This is a genomic window from Candidatus Nitrospira salsa, assembly GCF_965152625.1.
Genome location: NZ_CBCUCO010000005.1, coordinates 42534 through 65751 on the forward strand (window position 1 = coordinate 42534; position 23218 = coordinate 65751).

Annotated in this window: 19 protein-coding genes and 1 pseudogene; 10 read left to right on the forward strand and 10 right to left on the reverse strand. The window is 46.6% G+C overall.

Annotated features, from left to right (window positions below):
- Window positions 1–24 precede the first annotated feature (24 nt).
- The 8 genes from ACWQXP_RS20710 (at window position 25) to corA (ending at window position 6387) form a co-directional block, all read left to right on the forward strand.
- Window positions 25–1059 carry a DUF21 domain-containing protein gene (locus ACWQXP_RS20710; RefSeq protein ID WP_454064784.1) on the forward strand — a complete coding sequence of 345 codons (1035 nt, stop codon included), beginning with the start codon at window positions 25–27 and terminating at the stop codon, window positions 1057–1059.
- A gap of 79 nt (window positions 1060–1138) precedes the next feature.
- Window positions 1139–1579 carry an ATP-dependent zinc protease family protein gene (locus ACWQXP_RS20715; RefSeq protein ID WP_454064785.1) on the forward strand — a complete coding sequence of 147 codons (441 nt, stop codon included), beginning with the start codon at window positions 1139–1141 and terminating at the stop codon, window positions 1577–1579.
- Between the two features lie 48 nt (window positions 1580–1627).
- Window positions 1628–2533, forward strand: coding sequence for a 30S ribosomal protein S6--L-glutamate ligase (gene rimK / locus ACWQXP_RS20720; RefSeq protein WP_454064786.1), 906 nt, complete (start codon window positions 1628–1630; stop codon window positions 2531–2533).
- Window positions 2493–3569 (forward strand): succinylglutamate desuccinylase/aspartoacylase family protein, encoded by a 1077-nt coding sequence (locus tag ACWQXP_RS20725; RefSeq protein ID WP_454064787.1) that lies wholly within the window; start codon window positions 2493–2495, stop codon window positions 3567–3569. The genes rimK and ACWQXP_RS20725 overlap by 41 nt, the downstream gene beginning before the upstream one ends.
- 235 nt (window positions 3570–3804) lie before the next feature.
- A complete protein-coding gene (locus ACWQXP_RS20730; protein WP_454064788.1) occupies window positions 3805–4755 on the forward strand; it encodes a hypothetical protein in 951 nt (316 codons plus the stop codon).
- 104 nt (window positions 4756–4859) lie between these two features.
- Entirely contained in the window at window positions 4860–5051 is a 192-nt protein-coding gene (locus tag ACWQXP_RS20735; protein ID WP_454064789.1) for a lipopolysaccharide assembly protein LapA domain-containing protein, read from the forward strand.
- Between the two features lie 19 nt (window positions 5052–5070).
- On the forward strand, window positions 5071–5262 hold the full coding sequence (locus ACWQXP_RS20740; RefSeq protein ID WP_454064790.1) for a hypothetical protein: 192 nt from the start codon (window positions 5071–5073) through the stop codon (window positions 5260–5262).
- A gap of 57 nt (window positions 5263–5319) precedes the next feature.
- Window positions 5320–6387: a magnesium/cobalt transporter CorA gene (gene corA / locus ACWQXP_RS20745; protein WP_454064791.1), complete on the forward strand. Its 1068-nt coding sequence runs from the start codon at window positions 5320–5322 to the stop codon at window positions 6385–6387.
- 64 nt (window positions 6388–6451) lie between these two features.
- On the opposite strand, the gene ACWQXP_RS20750 is transcribed toward corA, so the two are convergent.
- The 7 genes from ACWQXP_RS20750 to ACWQXP_RS20780 form a co-directional block, all read right to left on the reverse strand.
- Complete coding sequence (locus ACWQXP_RS20750; RefSeq protein WP_454064792.1) at window positions 6452–7045, reverse strand: DUF2934 domain-containing protein; 594 nt, start codon at window positions 7043–7045, stop codon at window positions 6452–6454.
- Window positions 7046–7435: 390 nt separating this feature from the next.
- A complete protein-coding gene (gene pyk, locus ACWQXP_RS20755) occupies window positions 7436–8872 on the reverse strand; it encodes a pyruvate kinase (protein WP_454064793.1) in 1437 nt (478 codons plus the stop codon).
- A 1224-nt stretch (window positions 8873–10096) separates the two neighbouring features.
- Window positions 10097–11638: a DegQ family serine endoprotease gene (locus ACWQXP_RS20760; protein ID WP_454064794.1), complete on the reverse strand. Its 1542-nt coding sequence runs from the start codon at window positions 11636–11638 to the stop codon at window positions 10097–10099.
- A 731-nt stretch (window positions 11639–12369) separates the two neighbouring features.
- Window positions 12370–14043, reverse strand: a complete 1674-nt coding sequence (locus tag ACWQXP_RS20765) for a hypothetical protein (RefSeq protein ID WP_454064795.1) — start codon at window positions 14041–14043, stop codon at window positions 12370–12372.
- Between the two features lie 90 nt (window positions 14044–14133).
- Window positions 14134–14793, reverse strand: coding sequence for a MarC family protein (locus ACWQXP_RS20770; protein ID WP_454064796.1), 660 nt, complete (start codon window positions 14791–14793; stop codon window positions 14134–14136).
- A gap of 274 nt (window positions 14794–15067) precedes the next feature.
- Window positions 15068–15634: a hypothetical protein gene (locus ACWQXP_RS20775; RefSeq protein WP_454064797.1), complete on the reverse strand. Its 567-nt coding sequence runs from the start codon at window positions 15632–15634 to the stop codon at window positions 15068–15070.
- A 240-nt stretch (window positions 15635–15874) separates the two neighbouring features.
- Window positions 15875–16786 (reverse strand): mechanosensitive ion channel domain-containing protein, encoded by a 912-nt coding sequence (locus tag ACWQXP_RS20780; protein ID WP_454064798.1) that lies wholly within the window; start codon window positions 16784–16786, stop codon window positions 15875–15877.
- Between the two features lie 375 nt (window positions 16787–17161).
- On the opposite strand from ACWQXP_RS20780, the gene ACWQXP_RS20785 reads away from it, so the two are divergent.
- Window positions 17162–19807: an MGH1-like glycoside hydrolase domain-containing protein gene (locus ACWQXP_RS20785; RefSeq protein ID WP_454064799.1), complete on the forward strand. Its 2646-nt coding sequence runs from the start codon at window positions 17162–17164 to the stop codon at window positions 19805–19807.
- A gap of 63 nt (window positions 19808–19870) precedes the next feature.
- A pseudogene (locus ACWQXP_RS20790) lies at window positions 19871–20525 on the forward strand (IS1595 family transposase).
- Window positions 20526–20568: 43 nt separating this feature from the next.
- Here the strand turns inward: ACWQXP_RS20790 and ACWQXP_RS20795 are convergent.
- The 3 genes from ACWQXP_RS20795 to ACWQXP_RS20805 form a co-directional block, all read right to left on the reverse strand.
- The gene (locus tag ACWQXP_RS20795; protein ID WP_454064800.1) at window positions 20569–21315 is read right to left on the reverse strand and encodes a gamma-glutamyl-gamma-aminobutyrate hydrolase family protein; all 747 of its coding nucleotides are present in this window, start codon (window positions 21313–21315) and stop codon (window positions 20569–20571) included.
- Entirely contained in the window at window positions 21308–22417 is a 1110-nt protein-coding gene (locus ACWQXP_RS20800; protein WP_454064801.1) for a hypothetical protein, read from the reverse strand. Before ACWQXP_RS20800 ends, ACWQXP_RS20795 begins: the two co-directional genes overlap by 8 nt.
- 309 nt (window positions 22418–22726) lie before the next feature.
- A complete protein-coding gene (locus ACWQXP_RS20805; protein ID WP_454064802.1) occupies window positions 22727–22963 on the reverse strand; it encodes a hypothetical protein in 237 nt (78 codons plus the stop codon).
- Between the last annotated feature and the right edge of the window lie 255 nt (window positions 22964–23218).

Sequence of the window (23218 nt, forward strand, 5' to 3'; positions counted from 1 at the left end):
TCAGCGGGACGAAAGACAGATTGTATGATGGAATCCGTTTTGATTTGGGTAGGAATCTTTACTTGCCTGGCAGGGTCAGCGATGTGTTCCGGCTTGACACTCGGCTTCTTTAGTCTGAGCCGCATTCATCTCGAGCTTCTCGATAAGCAGGGGGACGTTGAAGCCAAAACTGTTCTAAAGGTACGACAAGATGCCAATTTTCTGTTAGCGACACTTCTCTGGAGCAATGTCGCAGTCAATGTGCTACTGACGCTATTGTCTGATGAGCAAATGGTGGGTGTATTGGCGTTCTTTTTCTCACTATTCGGCATTACACTTTTTGGAGAAATCCTGCCTCAAGCTTATTTCTCGAGAAATGCGCTGAGACTTGGAGCAAAGTTTGCGCCAGTGGTCAAAGTGTTGCAATTTGTTTTTTATCCAATGGCCAAACCCTCAGCTTTGGTTCTTGATCAAATAGTGGGGAAAGAGGGGATCACGTGGTTTAAAGACTATGAGCTTGACACACTCCTGAAGATTCATGCCCAAACTCCAGAAACTGATATCAGTGAAGTCGAAGGCCACGGGGCATCGAACTTCTTAAATCTTGATGACATTTCTTCTCTCGAGGAAGGCTCTCCCCTGCATCCAGAAAGCATCATACAGCTACCATTTGATGGGAACAGGATCGTTTTCCCGAAAGAGACACCATTGGTCTCTGATCGCTTTGTACAACAGATCCATCTATCCAGAGAAAAGTGGGTGATCATTACTGATGACTCACAAACACCACGTCTCGTGCTTGATGCCGATGGATTTCTAAGAGAATTATTAGTCGAGCAACAATACAAGCCCCTTCGGCACTGTCACCGGCCGATTATTTTTAATCACATCACGGTTTCCCTCGGGGAACTGTTAAAACAGCTACGAGTGAACCCGGAACACGTGGAAGATGACGTGATTGACCACGACTTGGTTTTGATCTGGTCAGCAGATCAGAAACGTATTATTACTGGTGCCGATATCTTAGGGCGTCTCTTGCGGGGAATTGCTAAACGAAATCCATTGGTTAGTTTTTATTAACTCTTGTTTGCTTGAGTTTCCAATGAACGATTCAACCGGTGGATCGTTCATGAACGAACAAGGAGGCCCCTTCAACATTATGAAAAAACCTATTATCGGCTGGCGGGAATGGGTCGCACTCCCTGAACTAGGCGTTGAACATATCAAGGCCAAAATTGACACCGGCGCACGGACGTCAGCACTCCATGCGTTTGATATGCAGTTGCATGAAAAACAAGGGCAGAACTGGGTTCGTTTTGCCATTCATCCATATCAGCGAAATGACACCGATAGACTCACCTGTAGCTGTCGGGTCCGAGGTTCCCGGGTGGTCACCAATTCAGGCGGGACCCAGGAGGAACGGTTAGTTATTGAAACCCGATTAACATTGGGGGAACTGTCATGGCCGATTGAGGTGACCTTGACGAATCGAGATCAAATGGGATTTCGAATGTTGTTGGGACGGACAGCGCTCAGAGGTCACTTCCTTATCGACCCCAGACGATCATTTTTGCGTAGAACGTCAAAAAATATAACATGATGGGCTATTTAACTCATCACCTTTTCATTTTCAAAAAAGGAGTCATTCATGAAACTTGCGATGATGGCACGTAATGCTAAATTGTACTCGCATCAACGAATAGTCGAAGCGGCAGAGGCGGCCGGCCACAAAATCGATGTGATCAACACGACCAAGGTCTATGTCAATATCACGTCACACAAACCTGAGCTTCGTTATAAAGGCGAAAGCTTAGAAGGTTATGATGCAGTCATTCCAAGAATTGGAGCCTCCATCACCTTTTACGGTTTGGCCGTGCTACGACAGTTTGAGATGATGGGAGTTTGGCCTTTGAATGAATCTGTGGCCATCGGACGATCACGAGACAAGTTGCGTGCATTACAATTATTGGCACGGAAAGGTATTGGACTGCCGGTCACGGCCTTTGCCCATTCTGATGACTTTGCTGATGACGTCATCGCCATTGCCGGAGGAGCGCCAGTCGTGATCAAACTGCTGGAAGGCACTCAAGGAATCGGCGTGGTACTAGGTGAAACACACAATTCCGCAAAATCGGTTATAGAGGCTTTTCGAGGGGTCAAAGTCAATATCATGGTACAAGAATTCATCAAAGAAGCTGGAGGCTCTGACATCCGCTGCTTGGTCATCGGTGATCGAGTTATCGCTTCAATGAAACGACAAGGGGCGAAGGGAGATTTCCGCTCCAATCTTCATCGAGGTGGCAACGCAGAAGTGATCAAAATTACACCAGAAGAACGATCAACGGCAACGCGGGCAGCCAACATCATGGGGCTCAATGTCTGTGGAGTCGACCTACTTCGTTCAAAACATGGTCCAGTGGTCATGGAAATCAATTCCTCCCCTGGTCTAGAAGGCATAGAAAACGCGACCGGCATCGACGTCGCGAAAGAGATCATTCAGTTTATTGAAAAAAATGCAAAACCTAACAAAACAAGGACTCGCGGTCGTGGGTAAATCACAACGTCAGGAATTTGCAATACGGAACATCACCGTCCAACCGGGAACGCGGCAAACGGTGAATCTCTCGATGAGCTTGCTGTCGAACCATACCCCCATGAATGTCCCCGTCCACATCATTCATGGCAAAAATGATGGCCCGCGTCTGTTCATCAGCGCGGCGATCCATGGAGATGAACTCAATGGTGTAGAAATCATCCGACGAATTCTGAAAACCCCTCGTATACACAAACTTCGCGGGACGCTCGTTGCGGTGCCGATTGTCAATGTCTTTGGGTTTTTGGCTCATTCTCGTTATTTGCCCGACCGTCGAGATCTCAACAGAAGTTTTCCAGGGAGCGAAAAAGGTTCGTTAACATCACAATTAGCCTACTTATTCATGCATGAAATTGTCCTCCGATGCACGCATGGTATTGATTTACATACCGGGGCTATTCATCGAAGTAACCTGCCTCAAATTCGAGCAGATCTTTCGGATCCTGAAATGGAACGACTGAGCAAATCTTTTTCTGCCCCCCTGATTCTTCACTCGAATCTTCGTGATGGGTCCTTACGAAGGGCGGCAACTGATAAGAACATTCCAACCATGCTGTATGAAGCTGGGGAAGCCCTTCGTTTCGATGAATTCGCCATCCGTCTTGGAGTCAGAGGGATTCTTCGAGTCATGCAAACCCTGGGAATGCTCGGCAAGCTTCCCTCTACCGTTGAAACCAAGAGTGTCGTGTCGAGAGCGTCATATTGGCTTAGAGCTCCAGCCGGAGGAATCCTTCGTTCACTGCATCCACTCGGGGCACGAATTCAGGAGGGCGATCACGTGGGGACCATTTCAGATCCCATGGGTGAAAAAGAAATTTCGGTTAATGCAGAAGAACCGGGAATCCTCATTGGCCGAACAAATTTACCAATTGTCAATCAAGGAGATGCCCTGTTTCATATTGCCAAAGTGAAGAATGCCACCACTGCAGAAAAAGTGGTCGAGGAGTTTCACGAAAAAGTTAAGGATGAAATCACACTCAGCGAGCAGACCTCATAACGAAATTTCACCGAACTATCATGTACGTACTTAATAATCACTCGACATACAGAAAGGAGGGAGCCTCCATGTTCCGTTTATGAAAATAATGATTGTGGCCTAATACGAGGCATCATAATCACTCAAGTCTTTCATCAGCATGGTGCCGGAAGATGTACCAGAAAACGAACGACCGTGCTGTACCCAAAACCTGTTTTGCCTCATGTTCATTCATGTCAGGCGGAAGGAGCCGACCATGTCAGAAAAGTCCATTATCGTTAAAGCTAAAGAAAGTGTTGTGGAGACCATTCAAGGCACAGGAGATGTCACCAATGCATTATTAAATCTTGTCAGCGGCACGTTACTGACCGCTCTAAAAGGCACCAAAGCAGTCGGAACTGAAGCTGGCAGCTTACTGAAAGATACGATTATTGGGTCGGTGAAAGGCATTTCTGAAGTCGGAGCTGAAGCTGGCTCTGCAGCCAAAGGCGTTATTGTTGGCGCCGTGCAGGGAACCAAAGAAGTCACATCCGATACACTCGAGACGATTGGTGTAAGTATTTCAACACTGATTAAAACCACATCAGAAGTTGGGGGAGACCTCGCTCAAACAGCGAAGGGAGCAGTAGAAGGAGCGATCGTCGCCACAAAGGATTTAACCACGGGAATGACAGATGCTGCGGCACAGGCCGTAACAGCCGCAATCAAAGGGGTCAACTCTGTTGGCGGAGAGTTGGCCAGCACCGCCAAGGCAACGATCATTGGGGCAGCCCAAGCAACGCAGGAAATCGGCGGAAAAGCCATGGAAACCATTAGTCACACCGCAGGCGCCGTCATCAAAGCGACGGTAGAAGTCGGTGGAGATCTCGCTTCGACAGCCAAAGGGACAATGGTTGGAGCTCTCGAGGGGGCCAAAGAAGTTGGAGAGAAAGCCATGGACACGGTCAGTGGAACCGCCAGTTCCATGATTAAGGCGACAGCACAAGTCGGCGGAGATTTGGGAACCACAGCCAAAAGTTCGGTCGAAGGTGCAATAGAAGGAGCAAAGTCTATTGGAGTCGATACGGCTGAGGCGGCATCTGCCGCAGCAACAGGTGCTTTCAAGGCCGCAGGTGAAATTAGTTCAAGCGCCGGCGAACAAGTTCGAAATGCCGTGACCGGAACAATCAGCGGCGTGAAAGTCGTACTCAAAGAGCCGTTCAAATAATAATAAAATCAAATATATTCTGATCCGTAGGCATCAGCCGCACGAAGAACTTGAGCAGAATGTGGGATTGTTCAAATTAAAGACATATTATTCAAAAGAGAGATATGACGCAGTCGAAACTCATCGCAATTTTGACACTGTTAGGCTGCGTGATTATTTTCGCGGTTCAGAATTACGAAGTGGTTGAACTCCGATTTCTCTTCTGGCAACTCGATATGTCACGCGCTTTGCTTCTGTTCTTCGTGTTTGGCGGTGGGGTGATGACGGGATGGCTGCTCAGGGGCGGTAAAAAATAAAGAAAAAGGAACAATTGAAATGAAGAGATACCGACTCGTCGTCATGGCTTGTTCCGTGCTCACAACCCTGACTGGCTGTTTAGCACCCTTCCTTCTTGAGCAGGCGGTGACCAATGCATTGACAGAACAACTGCTTCTGAACATTGCCCGTGCTCATGAACATCACCCCGTCCACTTTACTAAAACTCCGAGCATCACAATTGCTAAATGACATATGTGAGAAATCTCTATATGGCCCGAGATCTCGTCATAGCATAAGGAGAAAGATATGGCGCATGTTTCTCGGAAACGTTCCAGAAAAGCCGGACTGCCGCCAGGTACGCCGATGCATATTGGTGAACCACGAGAAAACGCGGTCACGATGACCGCGTTTTCCTACACTGCCTCGACCTTAAAAGAAACAGAGCTATCGCAGTCGACAGATTGCCAAGCTGTATTGAATGGTCTCGCGGGAACCCACTGGATACGGGTCCAGGGGATTCACGATGTCAAACCGCTTGAACAATTGGCCGCTTTTTATAAAATCCACCCACTTGTTCTCGAAGATATCGTGAACACGGAACAGCGACCGAAATTTGAAGACTATTCTGACTACATCTTTGTGGTACTCAAGCAAATCGGGTGGCAAGGCACGCCACCTCAACTTCGGATTGAGCAAATCAGTCTCATACTCGGGTCTCATTTCGTCTTGTCTTTTCAGGAACATTCTGACCCTATCTTTCAGGCAGTGCAAAAACGTTTGCAAAATAATAAAGGACCGTTACGCATGCGAGGTGTCGATTACCTGATCTATGCATTCGTTGATGCGGTCGTGGATCACTATTTCGCAGTCTTAGAAGCGGTAGGAGATGAGATTGAAGAACTTGAAGAGGCATTAATCAGTATACCTGATCAGAATTGCTTGCACAGACTTCATCGATCGAAGCAAGACATGATTGTCTTACGAAAATCGATATGGCCACTTCGAGAAGTCATCAGTCATTTGGAGCGTGGGGAATCCAGTCTCATTCAAGACAAGACCAGGGTGTACTTTCGTGATGTGCATGATCATACCGTACAGATCATTGAAACGCTCGAAACGTATCGTGATATGCTGTCCAACATGCTGGACATTTACCTGACAAACCTGAGTCTCAAACTGAACGAAACCATGAAAGTGATGGCGATGATTGCGACGCTCTTTATTCCCCTCACCTTGATTGCAGGTATTTATGGCATGAACTTTAAACACATGCCGGAATTAGAGTGGGAGTGGGGCTACCCTATGGTCCTGCTATTTATGGGACTTTGTGCAGGGGGCTTAATGATGTATTTTCGTAAGAAAAAGTGGATTTAATCTCAAGAAGAAATTTTGGCACAAGACCCAACATCTGTAAACATCACACTATTGATAGCCCACATCACTTTTTCGCTTCTTGCTCATCACGTAGGATGGAAATATGAAGCTGGCTCTTTTGAGGGTTTTTTTCTTTCGGGGAAATTCCTGGTGGTTGACTGACCCACTTTTGGGAACGTCCACGCTTGAAAACGAGTCGTTCTGCCTCAAGCCAATTGTCCACGTCCTGACCATGCTTTCGGCCTCGAGACTCATACAGGTCATAGGCCCGGCGTGCAATCAAATCATGCAATGCGGCATGAATAGCAGCCTCTATTTGACCGCAAAGAATATTCGTCGGACCACCCACCCACTGAGGTCCTCCCACTACCTGATCAATCCCAAAGTGGTAGGCCTGGGAAATTACTGAACTCATCGAACTTCCAGCCAGTAAAATAACTTTTCCCCTAAAACCATGTGCCCGTAATTCACGTAATACTTCTAAGCCACTTGGATGACTCACATACATATCCAACAATATAACCAAAGGCTGCTGTTGAGTGGTCATTGTTAGGACGTCTTGCCGATGGGATGGAACACAGACTTCATAGCCTCGCTCGCTCAGGTAAGGAACGATTTGCTGACGAAAGTCATCTCTGAAGGTACAAACCATAATCATAAATACTATTCTCCACACTCGCCCCACTACTGTCAAAACTTTTCTGCTGGTGCTTTCAACCTATCTAATTCAATGCAATTCGCTCACCAGTTTACAGATATAGATAAAACCATAAACTTTTCAACATACTTAGATAGTAAACGCAGAATTTAGTCATCGAGAGAAATGGAATGAATCGGCATGGAGAGAAGAATGTAGCAGAATTCGCCAAGTAAAATGGTTCCGTTAGTCCAACTATGCTACAACAATAATTTTCATGAAGATTGAAGAAGAATCTCATGAGGGCAACCATTTTACCTTCGACAAAAAATCCTCCATCATGGGAAAAAGGAACCTCTGCATTTCTGTCGACACGAAGCGCGGACATGACAAAGACAGTACGCCAAGCCCCTATCGTATTTTGTGGATTTTCATGATATTTGCACCTGTCAGCTTCTGACCATGTTCTCCGGAGAGAATAACAATACGGTCTCCTCGTTTGGCTAATTGCTGACGTTTCAATATCGTTTCAGCTACCTGAATACGTTCATCCGTATTCGAAATATTCGGCATGAGATACGGGTCAACACCCCAAAATATTTTCATACGCCGTAAACTGTCAGAGTACGGCGTCATCCCAATTATCGGAGCGTCGGGTCGCTGTTTGGACATCAAGAAGGCTGTTGTTCCCGAGTTAGTCAACACCAGAATCAATTTGGCTTGCGTCAGTCTGGCCGCTGAAGCTGTGGCGACACATGCCGAAGCAGACACATCGTTGCCTTGATGAGTTTTCGCTGGCTCCCAACGAAGAACATCGCTGGCTTCGGCAGTACGGATAACTCGATCCATGACCTGAACAGCTTGAAGAGGATACTCCCCAGTTGAGGTTTCTGCGGATAACATGAGCATGTCAGATCCATCAAGCACCGCATTCGCAACATCTGAGGCCTCTGCACGTGTTGGCATTGAATGCTGCGTCATCGACTCCAGCATTTGAGTCGCAGTGATCACCAACCGATCGCATCGGTTGGCTTCCGCAATGATCTGTTTTTGCAGGACAGGCACAGCCTCAATGGTCATTTCAATCGCAAGATCCCCCCGAGCCACCATCACCCCATCAGCTCGATCTAATATTTTCGTTAGATGCTGAACGGCTTCAGGTCGTTCAATTTTGGCAATCACAGGAATGGAGAGGCCACTTCGCTTAAGAAACGCCTTTGTCATCTGAATGTCTTTTTCTGAGCGAACAAAAGAAAGCGCCACGTAATCCACATTGTTTTCGACAGCGAAACGAATGTCGTCATGATCTTTGTCTGTTAAAGAAGGAGTACTCAGGGGTGTATCTGGAAAATTGACGCCTTTGTTGGATGTCACTCGCCCACCGACCATCACCATACACGTGACACTTTTCTTTCTAACTTTTTCAATACGCAATTCAATCAGTCCATCATTAATGAGAACTCTCTGGCCAGGTTTGACATCTTGAGCAAGTGCAGGATAGCCAATTGGCAGACTTGTTGATTTCAGATTGGCCAAACCTCTCTTCTTTGATTGTTCCGAATCAACTGGAAGTAATGCAATTGATTGCCCAGATTTGAGGTCCATACCTCTCTTGGAAAGGGTGCCAATACGGATTCTGGGACCTTGCAAGTCCACCATAATGGGAATCGACATCTCTAGTCTTTTCTCGACAGCCCTTATCGTGTTAATCGTTTTGGCATGCCACTGATGCGTTCCATGGGACATGTTGAGCCGAACCATATTCATTCCGCCGTTAACTAACCCTTCAAGAATTTCAGACGTTGCAGTTTTCGGACCGATAGTACAGAGGATTTTCGCTCGTCTCATAATAGAACAATCTCCTTAACCATGAACCGCGTGGAGTCTCAATTTTGCGGCTCTTTACATTAGAGGGTTTCTATCGCCAGCGTCAAAACTAATTGCCTGGTACGATATTACAGTAAGACAACACGACCGACATCGTACTATCAAGGAAAATTTTTACGGCGAATTATTCAGAATACAATAAAAGAAAATATTCAGAACAGCAGGGGCGAATCTCCCACACAGAACACCATCGAAGGGTTTGGGATCTATGCCAATCATATTCTCTATCAGTATCGAGGCGTTTCCTAAAACCATTTCCCGATGTATTTAAAGGAAGTCGAATCTCGCTTTAATCACCGACACGAGAATTTGTTTAAACGATTCTTGCAGATCTATTTTAGTTACGTTTCGCCCAAATTACCCAAACTTATAAACGTCTTTTTGTAAGCTCTCGGAAACATATCAAATCTACTATGAGGACAATGTCGAGCTCGAATATATTTTGTTTCGCCATAGGGATCAGACCTCGTTTATCTTTTAACCTCAGTAGCTATGCTGAAGAACGTGGGTATACGACTTTTTGTGCATAGCAACACCTTAGCCGATTCCGGCTGGAAGTGTTGCACTTGGACTTAGAACCTAAGCAGGAAAAAACGAAGTAGTGATGGGTGCCAATGGGAAGAGAAGAAGCTGCGTCATACGGTCGCAGAAAACGGCAGAGAAAAAATTTCATCTTCTGCCTTTTTTCTTCTTGAGCGTAACTAATGAACTAGCGGATGACCTGGTATCTTTCCTTAAACCAAACTCCTGACAAAGATCATATTGTCCTACGTAATGATGACATCGTACTTCTGGTCGTTAATGATCAAAACAATGTCATAGAATATAGTGTATTTGGTGAAGAACGTTGGATGTGGCGATTAACGGAATAATTACTCCAATCCGTCCACGCTGAACAGGGCTGGGCGCTCATACAATATCAAAATGGAATGATCAGAGTCACGTCCATTGATGCAGATGCCAGGACGAAAGTTACAGCACTAGCTAAAGGCAAAAGCGTGACGCTTCTTCTTGATGCCTCCCATTCAATTATTGATGTCACAGTTTAAATACGACAAAAAAATTGCCATGAATAAACCCCAAGGGGACAGCGGTGTTGATCTGACCCATGGCAAGACAAACAAATAGGGGGCCTCTTCGAGAAGAAGCCCCCCTATAGAACCCGCTCTTTGTCGATCCGTGACCTTACACTTTAATGTTCAAGTACAACGACCCTTTTCCGCGATGAATGAAAACCAGCGTTTGGTCACCATTCAAGTGTGTGGCAATTTTGGCATAGTCCTCCTCAGACTGAACCGGCTTTCGGTTAATTTCACTGATAATATCTCCTCGGACTAACCCTGCCTTTGCCGCTTGACTACGAGGATCCACATCCATGACCACCACTCCATTCACTTCATGACTCACGCCTAACTGAGCGACAAGCCTTTCATCCAAATTTTGAACAGCGACTCCAGCTAGGGCACCCCCTGAGACATCTTCGTCGTTTCTGGCCATTTGTATGGGCTTTTGATTCTCACGAATGACGGCTTTCACCACTTTTTTCTGACCATCTCGAATAAGCGACATCTTCACTTCGCTACCGACTTTCGTACCAATCACATATTGTTGAAGATTGCGGGGATCGGCTACCGCTTTCCCTTGATAGCCCACGATCACATCTCCCCGTTGAAGACCGGCTTGATCTGCCGGGCTGCCCGCTGCGACATTGGTAACCAGTGCGCCGGAAGCTTGGTCCAAATCAAAGGATTCCGCTAAATTCGAGGTGACTTCCTGAATCCCTACTCCTAAAAACCCTCGGACAACTTTTCCGGTGCTGACTAAGCCGGCATAGACCGGTTTTGCAAGATTCGTCGGCACCGCAAATCCAACACCCTGGTACCCACCAGATTGAGAGAAAATGGCTGTATTAATTCCAATCAATTCCCCCTTCGTGTTGATCAACGCACCTCCTGAATTTCCGGGATTGATGGCAGCATCTGTTTGAATAAAATCTTCATACTGCGTAATACCCATGCCTCCACGGCCCAAAGCACTGACAATACCTGAGGTCACGGTCGAGTTGAGACCAAAGGGATTCCCCACTGCCAAAACATATTCACCCACACGAAGTTTCGAGGAATCACCCCATCGCACATAAGGAAGATTTTCCCCATCAATTTTCACGACCGCTAAATCAGTCTGAGGATCGAGCCCTATGACTTTGCCTGAGAACTCCCGCTTATCTGGAAGGGTCACAGTGATTTCGGAGGCATGATCCACAACATGATTGTTGGTCATCACATATCCGTCTGACGAAACGATCACGCCGGAACCCGCGCCTTGCCTCTCAGGCATAGGTGGACTTCCATGCCTCCCCGGCATTTGCGGCCTCTCTGGCAGACCAGGCATATCAAAAAACTCGGGAAGTTGCTCAAACGGATTCCCGGACATTTGAGGCTGCATCTCTTTGCTCACGGTGATGTTGACGACGGCGGGTGTCACCATCTGAACAATATCCGCAAACCCCGCCTTCTCATTAAAAGATAGCGTGTTTGATGCCGCGCCCTCCGAAACATGCGTCTCAGATGCTTGAGAGTGGCGAGGAGCATCCCATGGCCCAAGCGTCACTAAACCCAAGATAAGGGCCGCACCAACGACGCCTGAACTTATATTTCTCCACCTTCGTGTAACACGCGACGATATTGGAACTTGCTGATGATTGTAAGACTCACGCCGACTATTCATTTCTGTCCTCCTTGAGTAATTGAAAAAACTATTTCCAAATCTTGAAGGTCATGATAAGCCCTCAATCTTAAGGCGACATTAATGAACGATTAAATTTTTCTCATTCTCAAAATGAGATGGTAGATGAGAGGGGGCTCAGAACGGTACTGGGAGGAGAATCAAGAACGACATGAGTCCATATTCTTGACGGTGATCGTCAGCAACTTATAGCTGTTTCAGTTATACCGAAATGATAAAGCGCTAGCTTGCACAATGTTGATATCCAATACGCGAGAGAAAACGTCAATCATTGTCAGTAAATCCAAGAGGGTATAACCTTCCAATGCTTGGGGCCTATAGCCGATTCAATTAACTTTCAATGTTTAATGTGGGTAATGACGCTGGCTTGGCGACCTCAAGTCGACACCTCAGGAGCAGGACCGCGTTGAACGTCAGTTAGTTATTGAGGTTTCGCAAGATCACACAACAATCGTCGTCACCTAGGCCATCTAGGATCACAATATTGAGTGACCCTAGCGATTCTCAGTGAAGATTGAAACGACAAGGCCAGTGGTGCGTTGAACGTTCGTGGCCTAGGCACCACTGGAAATTACATGGATTCGCTAAAATTCCAGAACTTTTCAGCATACCTCGACCGGGCAGATTGAAACACTGACATTGGGTATGGAAACTCATACTGTCATTCAATACGGGCAATGATAAGCGGGGAAAATGGGCACAGGGCGGGATCCCTAGGAACTCGGCATACGCCAAAGGCGAACCACGCTGACAGCAAGTAGTGGCATGACCAAACCAATCCCAACCACAATAATGAGCAGAACGCCTAGTTCGCTGTAGTCCGCAGGAACAGCAACGGTTCCGGCTGCATCACCTTGCACTTCGCGAGTAATCGTAAAAATCTGATTGAGGTATTGAGTGCCTAACTGGCTCACCGACAAGGCAAGATTGGTAAACGAGGCCATCACAGCAAAAAACGTGGCCTTCAATTGTTCAGGCGCGGACTGCGCAATCCAGACCAGCATCGGAATCATGGCAATTTGACCAAGTGGCGATTCCAACGCGGTATTGATAATCGCAATAAAGCGGGCGTCAACGATGCCATTTGTAAGTGGCGCAGTCCAATCCTGGATTCCGTAATAGAGACCAACCATCGGCAGGCTGAGAACGGTACCAGCAATGGTCAGGAACACAATGACATAGGCGATCGAACGCTCAGCCATAAATCGGCGAAAGATAAACATACCAAACAAGGTTAAACAGTTCGCAATCAACGCCAGCAGCGAAAGAAATCGCTGGTCAAAGCCCAGCTCGTCAATTTGAAACCAAGCCGCGCCTTCGCCTGGTCCCGGTATGGCTCTATAGATAAAAATGATCACTGCCGTCCCGACCAACGTCTGACGAGCATGGGGTGTCAACACCGCAACAAGACGGGAAATCATAAACCCAATAATCGACAACGATCCGATGAGCACCAATTCCTGGCCATAAGGAATGTCTCCAATTCCCATCACCATGGTGAACAGGACATACACTGCACTTCCGCCAAGGATCCACCAGTTGGGTTCAGGAGGGGGTTCCTGAGAAGACAGTATCCGCTCAATGTGATGCGATTCGACACCTTTGCTCAACCATTGCTTCACTTGACGTCGCCTGAGAACGCCGGCAAGCACCACACCTAGTACAGATACCACAGGAATTGAAAGTGCCATTTGGTAAATATTCAGATAGGCTGCTACCTTTTCGGCTTCTCCCATATTACGAATATCTGCAAATTGAATCAGATTCACTAAAGAGACGGCGATCAGACCTCCGATAATTGCCACACGTCCAAGAGTCTGCATCGTCGTGTGCATTAAGCGGATATGCTGACCGTCAAACGCCTGCCCATCATCGTCTAACAGAGGAACAGCCTCGACAGTCATCGCATCGGCCACTACATCCTGCAGCACATATCCGACTGGGGTCAGCAGCACACTGATCACATACCAGCTTTCAAGAGGCATCACCTGTTGCATGGCTTCCGGTGACCCCAAAAGCCCTAACATGATTCCGAGACTCACGCTGATCAATCCGGCCCCCAAAAAAACAAATGCCGTTTTCCAGCGCCACAATAAGTCAACCAAATGACCAAGCGGCATCTTCACCGCCCAGACCAGCCCGGCCCAGAACCCCAACATGGCCAGAAACTCAGCTGAAAGCCCTAAATAGTCTTTCACGAAAAACGTACTGACAATTCCCGTCAGACCAGAAATTCCTGCAGCAAGATAGATCATCAAAGGTGGAAGATACGAAAGACGGATCTCCCGCCCTAACTCAAAAATATTGGCATCGAGCCAACTGAGCAACCAAGAGCCAAACGAAGCACGTCGAACAACCGACGAATCCTTATCTGAATCGTGTTCCATTCACACCCTGATGATTGAAAGAACCATTAAAGAAACTAAAAATAGACTTCATCAGTAACCATATCAACATACCTTTTACACTCGAAAACATTATAGGGACGTGGACGTCAGAACTGGTAACCAGCCTCCAATGCCTTTAAAAATCATTTCAACGGCGTACGATCCCGTAAACAGAGCCGTCACGCGTCCGGCGATATCCGTATACCGTTGCAGATAGATTTCGTTGCGTCTCAAAACATGATCATGAATGACTTTAAAAAGAATAATCGACAAAATAGCCACAAACAGTGCCAGCACAATACACAGGCAAGCCAAGGCTGGGTCCAGACGGCTACCGGCAAACACGCTCGCGCTGATTGTACCAGGTCCAACAATCAGCGGCATGGCAATCGCACCCGATAATTGCGAAGATTCCGGACGAAGGGCTTCCATTGGTGGCCCCATTCCTAGGATCAGGCGAATACCTATAATTAAAAAGGTTATTCCACCAAAGATTTGAAATGAGGAAAATTGAACTTGCAGAACTTGCGCAAACAAGGCATCACCAGCAAGAGCAAAGAAGACGAAGGCGGCAAGACTGAGGAATGAGGCCCAGGTGAGCAAGCGTGAGAATCGACGAAGATCGAATGCCTTAATCACCTCAAGCAAGTAAATGCTTAGCGTGAACGGATTGAGTAACACAAAAAATAAGAGAAACGTCTTGATAAAAATATCCATAAATTTAAATACGCTGAAGCGAGAGAATCCCACATCTACGTTCTTCCCTGAATAGTCTCGTAAACAGTGAAAGGGGGAGTTGGAACAAAGCGGTCATTCGACACACACTCATGAAGAAAGGTAGAGCGATGATCCACTTCTGTTGGATGAGATAGAACTTGAAGGCCATCTTAAATGTCTGAGAGTTGTTAATTGTCAATGTGCATGCGTGAGAGAGAAGAAATGACTTTTAGCTTGCAGCCTGCTTCAAACACCTTCATGAAACATGGCTTCTCAAAAGCTTGGGGTCGAGACTAGAGTGCATCTTTTATTGAGGATTTGAGGGGGCAACTTGAAAATCACGAACGAACATCTTAACAAGAGCATCCAGGGCTTCGAAAATTTTCTTAGGCCGTTTGGACCCGCCAAGGATGCTTCGACTCTCACTCCAGGTAATCGCTTGAGTCGAATGCTGATTGCGTTCAACCTTCACTCGCTGAAAAAGATGGAGCGTGATCGCAACATTTCCGATTTTTGCCACAAACATGGCGGAGTCTTCGGTTCTATTGACTCGTACTCCCAGAATCGCCATACCATCCGACTTGGACGATTGGTTCTTTCTAGGAGAGTGTATGTCTTGGTGTATTTGGCTCCCCTCATCGACGTGAATCCCGGCATTCCTAAGTTGCTTGGCCACATGTGCCTTAATCTCTTCTGGCTTCAACGAAACCTCGTCCATATTCTCATAGGCAAGCATTTCAACTTGAACTCCAGGAACCTGAGAAAATGAGAGTCGATCAGGAAATTTTGGATGAGTAGCCCAAGATGGAGAGAAGAGAAACAGGGAAACGATAGGCACAATCAAAACCTGAATAATGCCCAATCGTATCATCATAGGATTGTCGTATTTCCTAACAACTCCCGACTAACAACGAATTTATCGGTCTGAACATTTTGCATGAGTTGACCTCTTTTTAGAATTGATACCCTGGTATCATACCTGGAGAATATCAAAACTCCACTCATCAGGTAAACCAGTCCTAACTCTCATGAAATAACCGTCCTTCTAACTCTTGTATGTCACAGATCTCAACAGGACAGTATGCCAAATTGACACGCACTGAAGACTATAGACTCATGGTTCCGCAAAGACGGTTTCAATTTGATTCTGAAGGGCAGGTTCAATTGTACTCTCGATGGCACTAGGAATATGAAACTTTTGACCAAAATGAAATTTGGTAAGAAATTTTTTGAGAATCGCCTGTTCAAGACGTGAAGGAAATGAGGTGGGACAGGGAATTCGCAATAACAACGTGATTTGTCCTGGCTCGGGAAGTTGGACGGTCACTCGTGGCTCCACTGAAGGCGAATCCAGCCACACCTTCCCCTCCAAAGCTTTCATTTTTTTCTTGGCATCCTGTAGGTACGCCTGGCATTCCTCGTGTGCCGCTTCCAACAGAATCGTCTCCGCTAACTTCCAGTCATCCTTAATGCTTAATGGTACGGTGATAATGTGAAGCCGATAATCCTTGATATACGTTTCATTCGTCAGCGGGTACCTCAGAAATAAACTGTTCGGAAGGACCATTGCTCGCCCGGTGTATTGGTGAGACGTTTGACCGGGTCCAATTTCCAGCAAGGTTGTCGTTAAAAAATTATGATCCACGACATTCCCTCGGATGCCATTGATTTCTATGCGCGCTCCTATAGAATATGCTCGTGAGGCCGTTCGAAAGATTGAACCAATGAGACAATCCAGCAACTCTTTGGTGGCAATCACAAAAGCCAGAGCAAATGCGAGAAGAGAAACTGCCGTGTTTTGTAGATGAGGAGCCCAGATAAAAGTGAGGCCGACAAGACAAGCAAAAACTAAGATGTTTCTGATATTGACAGACCATCGTCGGCGGGTGTCTCCGGCTAATTCGACTCCCTCAAGAATCGAATGGTGCAGACCAACGCGAAGGGAAAAAATAAGTAACAGCAGAATAAGGGTGCTTAACCCAAAACGAAAGAGAGACTCGACGGATAATACTGAAAAGAATTCCATAACAAGATTCAGGAACTAGATGTTCTCCATAATCAGAATGCCCATGAGTTTCAACGAAGCCTCACCTCCAATATCTGGGACTACGACTAGACGATAGACCTATATCTACAGAAAATCAAAGCAATTGCCATGCCTACAGAAAGAAGATCAATAGAAAAATACAATATGTGTATCGGTTGAAAATAATCCAGAAAATAGGGCTATTTGGCCTATGAAGTTTGTAGCGCCGTCCCATTGACTAAGACAATTTGTCTGGATGCCGGACAATTTGTCTACATATCGATCTATCCATGGTTATTCATGACTTTCGAAGTAGCTTAGGCTTCGGGTAATGGGCTAAAAACATTCTATCCATTCCAATAGAAAGACAAAAACATGACATCCGAAGAACGTCGGCTCAACGAATCTAAAAGTCATAAAAAGCACTGGAAGCGTTGGGGACCGTATTTAAGTGAACGGCAATGGGGTACGGTACGCGAAGATTACAGTGCCGACGGTTCAGCTTGGGAGTATTTCTCACATGACCAGGCACGTTCACGCGCCTACCGATGGGGAGAAGATGGCCTGGGCGGCATCAGTGACCGGCACCAGTATTTGTGTTTTGCTCTTGCGCTCTGGAATCGACAAGACCCAATCCTTAAGGAGCGTTTATTTGGTCTCACCAACAGGGAAGGCAATCACGGAGAAGACGTCAAAGAGTACTATTTCTATCTTGACTCAACGCCAACCCATTCGTACATGAAATTTCTCTACAAGTACCCCCAGCGCGCATTTCCCTATCAGCAACTCGTAGAAGAAAATCAACAACGAAATCGACACGATGGTGAATTTGAGTTACTTGATACCGGAGTCTTTCAGGAAAACCGGTACTTCGATGTCTTCATCGAATACGCCAAAAACAGCCCGGAAGACATTCTGATCAAGATTACAGCGGTAAATCGAGGACCAGATCTTGCCGATCTCGTTATTTGCCCGACCCTGTGGTTTCGCAACACCTGGTCATGGGAACAGACAACTGAAAAACCTCTCATCCAACGGGAAAACTCGATTGAGGGACTTACCGCTCTTGAAGCCCAACATGTGCACTATGGAAAACGTTGGCTGCAATGTGAAGGTGAGCCTGAACTCCTCTTTACAGAAAATGAGTCAAATGGAGCGTGGCACTGGAATGCTCCCAATCTCACACCGTATGTGAAGGATGCTTTTCATCGATATCTGATTCACAAGGAACACGATGCGGTGAATCCACACGAACAGGGAACAAAAGCCACAGCCTGCTATCAGCTACGACTCGGTCCTGACGCAGAAGTCACTCTCAAACTTCGATTGACGGATACACTCCAGAAAAGTCAAGGATTTGGTTCTCCCTTCGACACAGTTTTTTCAAAACGAAAGGCTGAAGCCGATGAATTCTATGCTAAACGATCTCAACAACTTTCTCTAGACGAGCAGCAGATCCAACGACAGGCATTTGCCGGTCTCCTCTGGTCAAAACAATTCTATCATTACGATGTTCGCACCTGGCTCACTGGAGATGATTTAGGTCCCCCAGCCCCCAGAGAACGAGAGAAGATTCGAAATCACGGCTGGGCTCACCTCTATAACGCAGACATCATCTCTATGCCGGACAAGTGGGAATACCCGTGGTATGCCACATGGGATCTCGCCTTCCACTGTATTCCTCTAGCTCAGATCGATCCAGATTTTGCTAAGGAGCAACTTCTCTTATTCCTACGTGAATGGTATATGCATCCGAATGGACAGTTACCGGCATACGAGTGGTCATTTGATGATGTCAATCCTCCGGTGCATGCCTGGGCTGTCTGGCGAGTGTATAAAATTGACCGTCGGATTAAAGGCAAAGCCGATCGTAACTTTCTCGAACAGGTTTTTCATAAACTCCTGCTGAATTTCACCTGGTGGGTAAATCGAAAAGACCTTGAAGGGAAAAACCTCTTTCAAGGAGGATTTCTGGGGCTTGATAATATTGGGATATTTGATCGCTCAAAACAGCTCCCGACAGGGGGACATTTTGATCAATCAGACGGAACCAGCTGGATGGGAATGTATTGCCTCAACATGCTGGCGATGGCCTTGGAGCTCGCGAAAAAAAATTCCGCCTATGAGGGAGTCGCGAGTAAATTTTTCGAACATTTCGTTTACATTACCGACGCCATAAATGGGAAGGGAGACGATTGCCTGGACCTGTGGGACGAACAGGATGGATTCTATTACGATGTCTTACATCTCCCTAATGGCGATCACCAAAAAATGAAGATCCGGTCTATGGTTGGGTTAATTTCCCTGTTTGCCGTCGAAACTCTCGAACCAGAAATCGTCGATGCCTTGCCAGAATTCAAAAAACGCATGCAATGGTTTTTAGAAAATCGGCCAGAATTTCATCGACATGTCGCGACAGCATCCAGACCGGACGGAGGCATTCGCCGCATGCTATCCATTGTTGGGAAAGATCGCCTTTCACGGGTGCTTCACATTCTACTCGATGAACAGGAATTCCTTTCACCCTATGGCATTCGCTCGCTATCAAAATTCCATCAAAATTCACCTTTTGTCCTTCATACAAACGGGAACACGTATCAAGTTAACTATGAACCGGCAGAGTCAACGGTGCCGGACTTTGGCGGAAACTCCAATTGGCGTGGCCCGATTTGGTTTCCAGTGAATTATCTGCTGATCGAGTCTCTACAGAAATTTCATCATTTTCTGGGAAACTCGTATACGATTGAATGCCCAACAGGATCAGGGCAATTCGTTCCACTTTGGGAAACCGCAGGTGAATTAGCGCATCGCCTCAAGAAAATTTTTCTCAGGGATGGCCATGACCGCAGACCGGTCTATGGTGAAACATCTCAGTTCCAACATGATCCTCACTGGAGAGAATGCATTCAATTTCATGAATATTTCCATGGTGATCATGGAGCTGGCATTGGCGCGAGTCATCAAACAGGCTGGACCGCATTAGTGGCAAAACTGATGGAACAATATCCCAATGGGGAATAATCGAGGAACCATAACATATTCCAGGGGGCTGTCGTAGATAACGAAGATTATCTATGATGGTTTATGAGCGTAAAGCATTGCAAATTAACTAAGAATACTCAAAGAAAGCTTCTCGAGTTTTTTGTGTTGGAGGTTACGGCCCGTGCAGCGGCAGACCTTCTGGAACTTCAGGCGAATACGACGACGCTGTTTTATCGAAAAGTTCGAACCCTTGCTGCGGAGCAACTCGAAGCCGCCGCCTCAGAAGTTGCTGGAGAAATTGAGTTAGATGAAAACTATTTTGGAGGAGTTCGAAAAGGCAAGCGCGTACGAGGGGCGGCAGGAAAAGTTCCGGTGTTCGGCATTCTGAAGCGGGGTGGGAAGGTCTATACCCAGATTATTGACAACACACGCACTGACACACTGATGCCGATTATCCGCCGTAAAATCCAGCCTGATAGCATTGTGTACACCGATAGTTATCGTTCATACAATCAATGCCTTAGATATCTCCGAATTCAAACATTACCGGATTAATCGTTCCGCCGTATTTGCAGAAGGACGAAATCATATCAATGGGATTGAGAATTTCTGGAATCAAGCCAAACGCGTGTGACGCAAATATAACGATATTCCGGCCAAACAATTCTACTGGTTCTTGAAAGAATCGGAATTCAGATTTAATTATGGGTCGCATCATCAACAATTTATCACCCTGAAAAAGTGGTGCAGATTATAACTAATCTACGACAGCCCCTATTCCTGTACTCCGAAAGACGGCCTTAGGTCTCACGATTCTGTTGGTACCGTGAACAGGCTCGAATAAAAGCTTTGAACAACCGATGCGTGGCCTGACTCTTCGGCAAGCGCTCAGGATGCCATTGTACAGCAAACAATTCAGGGGCCGTGGGATCTTCCATTGCTTCAATGATGCCATCAGCTGCGATCGCCGATGGAATAAATCCTTTGGCAAGCAGTCGGATGCCTTGATGATGTTCGGTCGCCACCCGCTTTTGACCAATCCCAAGAATCCGAGCTAAACGAGTTTTTGAAAGGATTGACACGTCATGTACACCACTGTATCGGCCTTGATGGTCGATTCGAGGGCCAGAGCGTGGAGCTCGTAAATGTTGATACAGCGTACCGCCTTCCAACACATTGATTAAATGCATGCCGTAACAAATCCCAAACATTGGGAGTTTTCGTCGTCGCCCTGCTCGATAGAGCCAGGCCTCAAATTCCGAACGTTGGGGAAACGCAACTTTTGTTATCCGCTTGGGATGCTCTCCATACCAATGAGGATCCAAATCATCCCCACCCACAATTACCAGGCCATCAATTCCCTCCAGATAGCGATGGAGCAACGATTTCCGATGTGCAATCGGAAGCAAGACGGGATGGCCCCCAGCCTGGGTCACCATTAAGCTATACCGATGATCACACAATAAATCATAGTCGGCAAAGTCTTGTTGCGTTGAAACAGCCTCACAGGTAATACCAATTAACGGAACGGACCGTCGTCTACTCATCAATCGACCCTCGTTCTCGTCCCAACCATACGCGTTGTGTATTCGGGAGAGGGACTCGCAGTTCCTGAGCAAAATCATGCAAAGTATTGCCGCTTAGCAGGTGGGTCAAGCCCGTTTGATAACGTTTCGCAAATCGTCGTTGCCATGTCTGGGGATGTTCGTGTTGAGCAATCAGCACAGCATCATGAAGCAGTCGAGAGCCGTTATAGCCACACTTAAGGAGACGCAGCACTTCGAAAATTTCATCAGGAATATCCATCAGTTCAAATTCCTCTCGGTGTTCCCAAAGGAATCGGTCAAGATAATCCGAGAGAGGAAGCCAATCTCCTCGCCAAGGAATGTGGCAACACAATCCCTTCGTAGCCGTGTCCATACGGGCTTGCAGATATTCGGGATGTGTCAGACTATTGGCGACTCGAAGGCCCCGCAACCATCGCAAACAAACGGCTTTCAGACAACATAATGCTGCCACAATATATTCCGGTACATTGGAATCAAGAACGCGAAGTTCCAAAGTTGCTGGCTTCGTTTTACGGCCAGGGCTATAGACCAGTTCTTGGTTATTAATCGACGTCAATTGTCCTTTTTTCCCTGGAACGAAATGAATATTGCTTCCTCGAAGAACACGATTCGAGGCTCGGCCTGTCATACGCCTATTCCAGATCGGCGAATTGGCTCCCAAGGCAATAAAGAATGGAATCTGATCATGAATGTGCCGGGCAAGCGAGGACGCGGCTGATTGCGTCAAGGCCTTCTGGTGGAGTGAAATATGGAGATGAGTTCCGGCAAATCGATTTGTCCACCCGCCGACTAACAAAGGAATTCGATAATCCAGCTCCTCGTCCCGGCTGCGGTATAAGTTCCGCATATACTTTCTGAGTCCGGCTTTCAAAAGAAATAATGACTCACGCACAGTCTGAAATGGACGACTATTATATTCACTTCCAATAGAGGCGTCCCTCGTAAAACGTTCCCCATCTTCCGATGTGCCTGGTTTGGGCCGTGAGAGGCGCCGGCCAATTGAATGATCAGCCACATTAATACTATAGGCCTCGATTTCAATACCAATGACAACTCGCTTATGAAACGGAACATCTATCATTCTAGACAGTAACTCGCAATTGAAAGATCCACCTTACCCATAGGGTTTGACATTCTAATGTCTCTTCGTTCTGCATTCTCGTATCTATTGGACTGACCACATTGCTCGAGGTCGTGGCCTCGCATGGCTAGGGACTGAATACAGTGAGAAGTCTTAAATAGGAATGAACTCTTCCAAGAAGATTCTGCCGCGAATCTTATTCAGTCATCTCCGTACTTTTGGTATTTCATACGGGATGACGGTAAAACGATATCCAGACAGACAGCATAAACAACGATGATAATCCGTGCCATCTTTGATACGACTCACTCATTGTTGGACGATGACTTTGGAAGTCATAGGAATCCAAAAAACACGAGTCAACACCGAGATCCGATCATCGTTTTCAAGGCAAGCTAAAACGGCTTCACCTGGATGGGCTGGACCATTACCGAAGGTGCGGTTGTCCGTATATAATAATTTGGTGCTCCCGTCTGCCAAACGAACCAGGTAATCATGCCCTTTCACATCAAGGACTTCTCCATGCAGCATTGAACCGCTACCCATTGCTCCCTCTCCTCTTGCGAAAAAATTTATGCCACCATACGAGACTCGACCATGCATAATACGCGCCGTTTGAAATCATGCCATCCACACAACTCATAGCCTTTAAAATAATAGGGATTTCCGCAAATGACGATGAGAGGGGACACAATCTCAAATGAGAGTTTGGACATATTGTCCAGGTCGCGAAAAAAGTTTCGCGACAAACTTGATCCAACGTGTTGATTTATGAAATGGAGGGAAGGAAATATTGAAGAG